Source organism: Lentibacillus sp. (genome assembly GCF_035301925.1).
Classification (GTDB): Bacteria; Bacillota; Bacilli; order Bacillales; family Amphibacillaceae; genus Lentibacillus.
Genome location: NZ_DATGTI010000021.1, coordinates 1 through 10,458, shown reverse-complemented (window position 1 = coordinate 10,458; position 10,458 = coordinate 1). Strand labels below are relative to the sequence as shown.

The following is a 10,458-nucleotide window of genomic DNA, read 5'->3' as shown; positions in this document are numbered from 1 at the left end:
AATATTTTGGGATCGGTTGACGCGAACCAGGGCCATCCGCTGCTCGGCTGGGACACTGATGAATTCCCGACCGATTTGTATGCGACAACGCTTGCCATGTACGAAATTCTTAAAAATGGCGGTCTTGGCCGCGGCGGCTTGAACTTTGATGCAAAAGTCCGCCGGGGATCGTTCACACCGGAGGATATGGTTCACGCTCATATTGCCGGCATGGACAGTTTTGCAGTCGGGCTGAAAGTCGCGCAAAGGCTAATCGATGATAAGGTCCTTGATAAAGTTGTTGAACAACGTTACAGCAGTTTTGACAGTGGCGTCGGGAAAGCGGTTGAAGATGGTACAGCAGACTTCCATAAGCTTGAGCAGCATGCCTTGAGCCTGGATGACATTCAAAATGAGTCCGGCCGGCTTGAGCAAATAAAAGCGACCATCAACCAGTATTTGCTGAAAGAATATGCAGGAGCATAATGCCATGACATATGTGATTGGTGTTGACTTAGGGACGAGTGCCGTTAAACTTTTGCTCGTGAATCAGGATGGTGACATTGCTCAGGAAGTGTCCAAACCATATCCGCTGATCCAGCCGCAAACCGGATATAGTGAACAGGATCCGGATGTGTGGGTGGAGAAGACCATTGCAGGGTTGCGGGAGATGCTTAGCCATTTTGAGGGTGATCCCGACAACATTGAAGGGATCAGTTTTTCGGGCCAAATGCACGGGCTTGTGCTGCTTGATGACGATTATAACGTCCTGCGTAATGCGATTCTTTGGAATGACACCCGCACAACCGAGCAATGCCAGGAGATTTATCATAAGGTTGGCGGGGAACGTTTGCAAGAGATTACGAAAAACCCGGCGCTGGAAGGGTTTACGTTGCCCAAAATGCTTTGGGTAAAAGCGCATGAACCTGAGATATTTGAGCGAGCGACGACATTTGTGCTGCCAAAAGATTATGTGCGCTATAAACTAACAGGAGAACTTCATATGGAATACTCGGATGCAGCGGGGACCTTATTACTCGACATTGCGGAAAAAAATTGGAGCCAGGAGATATGTGATCTTACCGGCATCGATTATGACATGTGCCCGCGGCTTGTTGCCTCGACAGATGAAGTGGGGCACGTTAATGCTAAAGTGGCAGAAGCGACCGGATTATCTAAAATAACACGGGTGTTCGCCGGTGGTGCTGATAATGCATGCGGTGCCATCGGATCCGGTATTCTGGAAGACGGCAAAACGTTGGTGAGTACCGGCACATCCGGTGTGGTCTTGTCCTATGAATCCAGCCATGATAAAGACTTCCGGGGACAGGTGCATTATTTCAACCATGGTGCCCCGGACGCTTACTATACGATGGGCGTTACGCTTGCAGCAGGGTACAGTCTCAGCTGGTTCAAAGATGTATTTGCCAAGAATGAATCCTTTGACGATTTACTGTCTGGCGCTGATGTTGTTCCGATCGGGTCTAACGGGTTGCTGTTCACCCCTTATGTGGCAGGCGAACGTACCCCCCACGCAGATGCCAAAATACGCGCCAGCTTCATCGGGATGGACAGCTCGCACGAAAGACGGGATTTTGTGCGCGCTGTCATGGAAGGCATTACGTTTTCGCTGAATGAGTCGATTGATATTTTTCGAAAAAGCGGCAAGACGATTGACACGATTGTTTCAACCGGGGGCGGAGCGAAAAATGATGTCTGGCTGCAGATGCAGGCTGATATTTTTGATGCCAACATCGTGAAACTGTCCAGTGAACAAGGACCAGGTATGGGAGCGGCCATGCTCGCTGCCTATGGATGCGGCTGGTTTGATTCATTAAAGGTGTGTGCGGAGGAATTTGTGATGGCAGACAAAACATTCGTGCCAAAACCGGAAAATGTGGAGAAATATAAAAATTTGTTTCGTATATATCAGGATATTTATGGCCGGACAAAAGATTTGAATGAAAGACTAACAGAATACAGGAACTAACGTTAAAGAGGCGACACTTGGAATAGGTTCAATTATTTCAGATTGAACCTATTGATATATCAAATTTAAAAGGAGGTATATTGGTTGAAAAGTATGGTTCGAACGTCACTTATTGCGGGGTTATCGTTCGTGTTGTTAGCGACAGCTGGAACAAGTCTCACTTATGCAGAAGCAGAAACTGACTCGATTGATTCCTTGGAAGTACCGGCAATGAAAGACAGGTGTGAAGACGCCTTTCCGATTGGCGCTGCTCGATCATTGAAAGCGAAATTGCAAACGGCGAGCCATTTTGAAGAAAAGGGAGAACCGAAAAAAGCACTTAAACATATGGCAAAATTCATGGAAAAATTGGAGCACTGGCATGAAAAAGCTTTTATTTCAGACTATGCCTATAACGTGCTTGATAAAAATGCGGTGTTTTTGATGTCGGAAAGGCAGCAGGGATCTTTGTGACGCTATAGGATGTTGAGTATATGTTACGACAACTTTGTTTGTTCGTTAGATGAACAAAGAGGACCAGAACACATTCAATTCGAAACATGAAAGGGGTCATTTTAATGAGGAAGGTTTTGAAATCCGGGGCTTTAGCGATCCTGTCAGTTCTATTGTTGAGCATTGCTGCGGCATGCGGACAGGACGCCTCCAGTGATAATAACGATGCGTCATCAGACGGTGATATAACGATCGGGCTTTCTGTTGCTGATTTAACGCTGGAAAGGTGGCAGCATGATCGTGATATCTTCATGGACAAGGCGGAGGAACTGGGTGCGGAGGTTTTGGTTCAATCAGCTGATGGTGAAGATGAGAAACAGTTATCCCAAATTCAAAATATGCTCTCCCAGGACATTGATGTATTAGTGATCATTGCCAATAACTCTGATGCTCTAAGCCCTGTCGTTAAGCAAGCGAAGGAAGAAGGTATCCCAGTTGTCGCTTATGACCGCTTAATAAACAATGCAGAAATTGACGCTTACGTGTCGTTTGATAATGAGCGTGTCGGTGAGATGCAAGCCGAATATTTAGTTGATCAGGTGCCGACGGGTAAGTATTTCCTTTTGGGCGGCGCACCGACGGATAATAACGCGCAAATGTTCAGGGACGGCCAAATGAATGTTTTGGATCCATTAATTGAAAGCGGTGACATTGAAGTGGTTGGGGACCAATGGGCAGAAGGCTGGTCTGCTGAGGCAGCGTTGAGTATTGTGGAAAATGCGCTGACTGCAAACGACAATGATATTGATGCTATTGTGGCAAGCAATGACAGCACGGCTGGTGGCGCAGTTCAGGCACTAACTGCCCAAAATCTTGCAGGTGACGTTGCCATTTCCGGACAGGATGCCGATTTAGCTGCGGTACAAAGAATCGCAGAAGGTACGCAGTCGATGACGGTTTATAAGCCGATTCAGGACATTGCAGAGAAGAATGCTGAAGTAGCGGTACAACTTGCTGAAGGTAAAGAAGTTGAGACAGAAGACACTGTTAATAATGGCTCGACGGATGTTCCATTTATTAAACTCGATCCAATTAAAGTTAGCCAGGATAACCTTGTTGATACAGTTATTGCGGATGGCTTTCATTCATTCGAGGATGTCTATGAAAATGTACCGGAAGATGAACGTCCGGAAAAGCCGTCATAGGGATGTGTTGGGGAAAAGAGGAGGGACTCTCCTCTTCCCTATTCAGTTTATGAAAGAGGTGAAAGTTTTATATGGATGCGTATGTTTTGCAAATGGAAGGCATCACTAAGGCGTTTCCTGGTGTCAAGGCATTGGATAATGTCAGTTTATCCGTAAAAAAAGGAGAAATTCATGCTTTATGCGGTGAAAATGGTGCCGGTAAATCCACACTTATGAAGATTTTAAGCGGCGTATATCCTGCCGGCAGCTTTGACGGAAACATAATGATTGAGGGCAAGGAAGTCAGCTTTCGCAATATCAGGGAATCACAGGAAGCGGGAATAGCAATCATTTACCAGGAGCTGGCTTTGGTCCCGGAAATGACAGTTGGAGAAAACATTTTCTTAAGCAATGACTTGATGAAGAAAAAAATACTGAACTGGAACAATCTATATGCAGAAGCAAGGAAGTGGCTGGATCAAATTGGTTTGGATATAGATCCACAGCGGAAATTAGGTGAGCTGACAGTTGGCAAACAACAATTGATCGAAATCGTCAAGGCCCTTACAAAGCATGCAGAGATACTCATTTTGGACGAACCAACGGCAGCGCTTACTGAAAGTGAAGTGGCAGTATTAATGGAGATTTTACAAGACCTTAAAGCCAATGGTGTGACATGCATTTATATTTCCCACAAACTTAATGAAGTGATGAGACTTGCTGATTCGGTAACCGTTTTAAGAGACGGCCGGACAATAGATACATTGAGTGTCAGTGACATAACAGAGGATACGATTGTTTCCAAAATGGTAGGCAGATCATTAACTGACTATTTTCCTTATGAAGAACATGAGGTCGGGGATGAAATATTACGTGTCAAAAACTATTCCTTCCATCATAAAACAACGGGTGAAAAAATGGCAGATAATGTTTCTTTTATGCTAAGGAAAGGCGAAATTTTGGGGGTTTCAGGCTTAATGGGTGCCGGCAGATCCGAGCTTTTTATCAGTCTGTTCGGCGGATATCCAGGCAAAAAATCCGGAGAGGTAAAAATTGATGGAAAATCAGCAGATATTAAAAAACCATCCGATGCCATCAGTGCAGGCTTAGCTTATGTATCGGAGGATCGTAAACGGTATGGCCTGATATTGGGGATGGAAATTACCAAAAATGCCACACTGGCCGGATTGCAGAAAGTTATGCCCAGAGGGTTGATTGACGCCTCGCTGGAGTTGAAGGAAGCAGAGAATATTACCCATAAGCTCAATTTAAAAACCCACAGTCTGGAAGCGGAAGTTGAACAATTAAGCGGCGGAAATCAACAAAAAGTTGTTTTAAGCAAGTGGCTGTTCACCAATCCAAAAATTCTCATTTTGGATGAACCGACAAGAGGGATTGATGTCGGAGCAAAAAGTGAAATCTATAAAATTATCAATGAATTATCCCAGCAAGGCGTAGGGATTATCATGATATCTTCTGAGCTGCCGGAAGTTCTGGGCATGTCAGACCGTATCCTTGTGATGTCGGATGGCACCATCTCGGGAGAACTCCCAAGGGAAGAAGCCACGCAGGAAAGGGTCATGAAATTGGCGACAAAAGGGAGGGAAAATCATGCGTCAACAATCAGCGGATGAACCAGCTGAAAAGAAATCCGGATTAAGTTTTAAATTTAATATGCAGTCCTACGCTTTGGTGGTTGCTTTAATTATGATTGTCTTGATATTTGGTATGCTGACTGGTGGTGAATTTCTGTCATCACGAAATTTATCAAACCTGTTTGCACAGATGACGGTCATCGCTGTTCTGGCCATTGGCATGACACTTGTCATAGTGGCCGGCCATATTGATCTTTCGGTAGGGTCCCTGGCTGGATTGACCGGCGGCATTGCTGCTATACTTCAAGTATGGTTCGGATGGGACACAGTCTGGTCGGTAATGGCTGCGATAGTTGTTGGCGCTCTACTCGGCCTATGGCAAGGATGGTGGGTAGCGTACCGCGCAGTGCCCGCATTTATCGTCACTCTGGGTGGTATGCTGATTTTCAGGGGTATTTTAATCGGCATAAGTCAGGGACAGACAGTCGCACCCCTGAATGATGGCTTCAGAGCGATAGCGAACAGTCATTTGCCATACTGGGCTGGTTATGTATTAGCAGTTGTGGGCGTCGTTTTATTGTTCTTTTCAGCCTGGAGAAACCAGAATAAACGAGAGCAATTAGGTTTGATGATTGAATATCCTGTTAAAATCTATGGAAAATTACTCGTCTACGCCATCTTAATACTACTGCTCACATATATGCTGAATCGTTACAACGGTATTCCAGTTCCTTTGCTCATCGTCATCTTCTTTGGCGGTTTGTTTATTTTCATTTCAAGTAAAAGTTCTTTTGGTAGATATATTTATGCGATTGGCGGCAACGAAGAAGCTGCTGCCTTGTCAGGAATCAATATTAAGCGAAACACGTTATCTGTCTTCGTCCTGATGGGGGCGCTTGCGGGAGCAGCCGGCGTTATTTTAACGAGCCGGCTTAACGCAGCAAGTGTCAGTGCAGGTGAAATGTACGAACTCGATGCAATTGCAGCGTGTGTCATTGGCGGAACTAGTTTGATGGGTGGCCGAGGCAATATTGTCGGTGCGATTATTGGTGCACTGATTATGACGAGTATCGATAACGGTATGAGCATGATGAACATTGAAACGTTCTGGCAATCGATAGTAAAAGGATTAATTTTAATCGTTGCCGTGTGGATTGATATTTCCAGCAAGAAACAGACCTCAGCAGCATAAAAACTTTATAAACAATTTTACCGGAGGAGATGGGGACAATGAATATGGTGAAATGGGGTATTTTAAGTACAGCAGATATAGCGCAGACACAATTGATTCCAGCAATCAGACGGTCAAAAAATGCTGAGGTGGCAGCAATCGCAAGCGTTAGCGGCAATGCTTCAAAAGCCGCCTGGAAATTCGGAATTCCCAAGTATTATAACAGCTATGATGAACTTCTGAATGTTCCGGAAATAGATGCGGTTTATATACCACTCCCGAATCACTTACATAAAAAGTGGGCAATAAAAGCAGCAAACAAAGGTAAGCATATTCTCTGTGAAAAACCTGCTGCGCTGACATCTGATGATATGAAAGAAATTGAACGTTCGTGCACGGAAAACGGTGTTCACTTTATGGAAGGATTCATGTACTATTTTCATTCCCAACATGAAAGGGTGAAGGAGATTATCGGTGGTGGCGACATAGGCGACGTCAAGTTTGTGAGATCCAGCTTTTCTTTTCCATTGACAGACAAAAAAGATAATATCCGGATGGATGCTGCAAAAGGTGGGGGGACGTTTTATGATATTGGGTGCTACAGCATCCACTCCATCCGTCATCTATTAAATAGCGAGCCGTTATCTGTCCATGTGTATGCGAAGCGCGATCCGGAATATGGGGTTGAAACTGATGCGGTCACTTATATGGCATTCCCGGATAATATCATGACTGTGTTTGATAATAGTTTTGAATCAGCCTTCCGACAGGAATATGAAGTGGTCGGAACCAAGGGTCGTATTATGGTCCCGCGTGCATACCGCCCTGATTTGAATGGCGGGGATGGGCTGGTAATCTTTGAGAAAGACGGTGTAAGACGTGAAGAAACCATAAATGAAGATCAATATAGAGCTGAAGTTGAGCATTTCTCGGAAGCCATTATATCTGGAACCAAAACAGTGCACACCATGCAAAACAGCATAAACAATCTTAAAGTCATTGAAGCCTGTCTGGAATCAATCCAAACAGGTGAAAAGACTATTTGTGAATGAAGCCGAAAACCCGGTCTGCGATTTACGGCCCGGGTTCATTATTTTTAGTGGTACCCCTAGATTAAGCGGAGAACCTTCGAAGTCGTGCGAGGACGCGTTGAACTCGTGCAGGAGCAGCCTCAACTTGTGCGAGGAATCCTCGAAGTCGTGCGAGAACAGCCCCAACTTGTGCGAGGAATGCTCGAAGTCGTGCGAGAGCAGCCTCAACTCGTGTGGGGAAGTCTCAAAGTCGTGCGAGATCAGTCTCAACTTGTACGAGGAATCCTCGAAGTCGTGCGAGATCAGTCTCAACTTGTGCGAGGAAGCCTTGAAGTCGTGCGAGATCAGCCCCAACTTGTGCGAGAGCAGTTGCAACGCGTGCAAGCAATCCTCACTCCCTGCTCCTGCTCGTACAAAACTGCCCCCAACTCAAGCAATAAAACTCGCTTTCCAGTGTCAATTTTCGGGTTCAGCTGAAAAGCTTCCTTAAATCAAAACAAAGGCTCCCGGTCAAGCTGGGAACCTTTGTTTCATTCCACGCTAAAAGAAAATGTCGTTTGTTTTGAGTATAATGTGTTTGCTTCCAGTATGATGGATGGAAAGCCTTCATGGTGCAGCGATGCAGGGGAACCTTGCGTCTCAAAGCATACACCTAGGTGTTTCCGGGAAGGCCCTTCCTTTAAGTCCAGTCCATTTGCCAGATTATTCGCTGTGTACATGATCGTTCCTGGCTGGTTTGTCTCAATTTCCATCATCCGCCCACTGGATTCCTCTTTGACAGTGATGTTTCCTTTTTCACGATCAAAGACAAAATAATGATCATATCCACGACCGGCCAGGATGTTTTGTTCGGTGTCAGCTGAAATGCCGTCACCAAGTTTTTTATTTTGCTTAAAATCAAATGGCGTTCCGGAGACATCCAGCAGATTGCCTGTAGGAATCAGATTTTTATCGAGTTCAGCAAAGCGGCTGCTGTTCATTTTTACCTGATGCTGTTCAATAGTATTTTTCATATTCCCGCTTAAGTTGAAATATGAATGGTTCGTCAATGTTAGAGGAGTCGTTTTGTCACTGATTGCCTCGTAATCTATGATTAATTGGTTCCGGTTATTCAGGGTATATGTGACAGTCACATCAATAGTACCGGGAAATCCACCCTCGGCATCAGGGGTAGTATGTATCAGTTTAACGCCGGCTTCTTCGGTTGTTTGAAAGGGTTCTGCCTCCCAAATGACACCGTGGAATCCATTTGAACCACTATGCAGACAGTTCTTGTCATCATTCGCATCCAGTTTGTAAGTTTTCTCACCAAGCGTGAACGCAGCATCCTGAATTCGGCCGGCAACGCGTCCGATAATCGCTCCGAAAAAATGGGGATCTGTTTTATAATCTTCAATATTTTTATAGCCCAGTACGATATTTTCAGGTTGCTCGCTTTTATCAGGAACAAGGATTTCCGTAATGATGCCGCCATAATTCAAAATGCTGATTTGCATATGATTGTCATTCAGTATTTTAAATTGTTCCCACCCGGTGTGTAGTTGTTCCGAGGTTACATTCACGTTATCAGCTCCTGAAGAAAGTTGAAGTTAACCACATTGTATCATACAGATATTTTTATGAGGTGGTTTTTTCGGCCTTATTGAATTTTGTAAAGGGGATTTTTGGCCTGTGCCAAAAATCTTCAATAACATGGTTTTGAGCGGGCGAGAACATTAATCGACGCCGCCTCAAATCGTACGAGAGCAGCGCTGAAACGTGCGGCACACAACCCAAACTGAGCGAGAGCGTCATCAAACTGCGCGGCATGTGCCCAAGTTCGTGCGAGAGCAGTCTCAAACCGTGCGGCGTGCGCCCAAATTCGTGCGAGAGCAGTCTCAAACCGTGCGTCATGCGAGCCAAATCGTGCGGGAGTACCGCCAAATCGTGCGAGAAAGTCACCGAAACGTGCGACATCCATCCCAAACCGAGCGAGGAAGCGAATGAACCGTGCGAGATGGGCCCCAAACCGTGCGGGAAAGTCAGCAAAACGAGCGGGAAGCTGTCCAAACCGTCTGAGAGCATCTTCCAACCGTGAGGACGACTCCAACTCATCGAAAGCAGCCCACCCCGTGCGAGAATCTCCCTAAAATTCCCCGCGTCGAATGGAAAATTTGGAAAGCGGCATGTAATCCATTAAAATATTTGTACAGCCTCTCCATGTAACGGCCCCGCATAAGATCATCATAAGGAATATCAGCACATTCCCCGCAACAAAAAGATTCAGCACGATACGTGAAAACCCATATCGTGTTTATGAGAGGACGTTAAGGTATCGCCTGCATGTCTCTATGCGGCGGATTACGGAAAGGCTTCGCTCCATATTTGGAAAATAAATAATGCATACACAAGATAAAAATGTTGGAACTGCGAGGAGGCATTATGTTGAAGTTAGTTGGCGTATCAGGAACACTGGCTGGGAATAAGACATCCAAGGCTGTTTATGATGTACTGGCAGCCGCCAAACTGATGGACACATCTTTGAAGACAGAACTCATTGATTTAAGGGATTATGACCTGTCATTCGCTGATGGATCCCCACTTGCTTATTTTGACGATGACACTTGGCCGGTAGCTGACAAAATCATGTCTGCAGATTGCTTAGTGTTTGGCACACCAATCTATCAAGCTTCTATCTCCGGGGTATTGAAAAATCTGTTGGACCATTTTCCGGAATATGCTTTTAAAAATAAGGTGACCGGCATTGTCGCAACAGGCTTGTCGGAGAAGCATTTTCTAGTAACCGAATATCAGTTGAAACCCGTTCTTTCGTATTTTAAAGGGCTGGTGCCTACAGGGAATGTTTTTGTTCAGAATGATTGCTTTGATTTGGAAAGTGAAGAAATTGTCGATAAAGTGGTGGCCAAGCGGCTGCGAAATCTTGCTGACGAAATTTTGTTTCTGCAGCGGAGTATCAATGACCGGATGAAGCGGTAAAGGGCTGGGTCAATCCGGTAAAGTGGCTCCTTCTTACAGGGTGGTTTGGAAGCGAATTGTGAAACGACTTCTCTTCTGGGCTGGCAAAGTTAAACTTAGG

General features: G+C 45.3%; 9 protein-coding genes and 1 pseudogene. 8 read left to right on the top strand and 2 right to left on the bottom strand.

The annotated features are described in order from the left end of the window. From VK080_RS02195 to VK080_RS02165, 7 genes and pseudogenes are all read left to right on the top strand, one after another. A pseudogene (locus VK080_RS02195) lies at nt 1-465 on the top strand (xylose isomerase); the annotation flags it as partial. A gap of 4 nt (nt 466-469) precedes the next feature. Then, complete coding sequence (xylB, locus tag VK080_RS02190; RefSeq protein ID WP_324223163.1) at nt 470-1,969, top strand: xylulokinase; 1,500 nt, start codon at nt 470-472, stop codon at nt 1,967-1,969. A gap of 93 nt (nt 1,970-2,062) precedes the next feature. Continuing rightward, entirely contained in the window at nt 2,063-2,422 is a 360-nt protein-coding gene (locus tag VK080_RS02185) for an FIMAH domain-containing protein (RefSeq protein ID WP_414672200.1), read from the top strand. 104 nt (nt 2,423-2,526) lie between these two features. Further along, nucleotides 2,527-3,606 (top strand): D-xylose ABC transporter substrate-binding protein, encoded by a 1,080-nt coding sequence (gene xylF, locus VK080_RS02180; protein ID WP_324223161.1) that lies wholly within the window; start codon nt 2,527-2,529, stop codon nt 3,604-3,606. A 71-nt stretch (nt 3,607-3,677) separates the two neighbouring features. Next, on the top strand, nt 3,678-5,219 hold the full coding sequence (locus tag VK080_RS02175) for a xylose ABC transporter ATP-binding protein (protein WP_324223160.1): 1,542 nt from the start codon (nt 3,678-3,680) through the stop codon (nt 5,217-5,219). Then, entirely contained in the window at nt 5,197-6,372 is a 1,176-nt protein-coding gene (locus tag VK080_RS02170; protein WP_324223159.1) for a sugar ABC transporter permease, read from the top strand. The genes VK080_RS02175 and VK080_RS02170 overlap by 23 nt, the downstream gene beginning before the upstream one ends. Before the next feature lie 38 nt (nt 6,373-6,410). Continuing rightward, nucleotides 6,411-7,403 carry a Gfo/Idh/MocA family oxidoreductase gene (locus tag VK080_RS02165; protein WP_324223158.1) on the top strand — a complete coding sequence of 331 codons (993 nt, stop codon included), beginning with the start codon at nt 6,411-6,413 and terminating at the stop codon, nt 7,401-7,403. Nucleotides 7,404-7,912: 509 nt separating this feature from the next. Here the strand turns inward: VK080_RS02165 and VK080_RS02160 are convergent. After that, entirely contained in the window at nt 7,913-8,944 is a 1,032-nt protein-coding gene (locus tag VK080_RS02160; protein WP_324223157.1) for an aldose epimerase family protein, read from the bottom strand. Between the two features lie 55 nt (nt 8,945-8,999). Then, entirely contained in the window at nt 9,000-9,476 is a 477-nt protein-coding gene (locus VK080_RS02155) for a hypothetical protein (protein WP_324223156.1), read from the bottom strand. 330 nt (nt 9,477-9,806) lie between these two features. Here VK080_RS02155 and VK080_RS02150 point away from each other — a divergent pair, with 330 nt between their 5' ends. After that, the gene (locus VK080_RS02150) at nt 9,807-10,358 is read left to right on the top strand and encodes an NAD(P)H-dependent oxidoreductase (RefSeq protein ID WP_324223164.1); all 552 of its coding nucleotides are present in this window, start codon (nt 9,807-9,809) and stop codon (nt 10,356-10,358) included. The last annotated feature ends 100 nt before the right edge of the window (nt 10,359-10,458 follow it).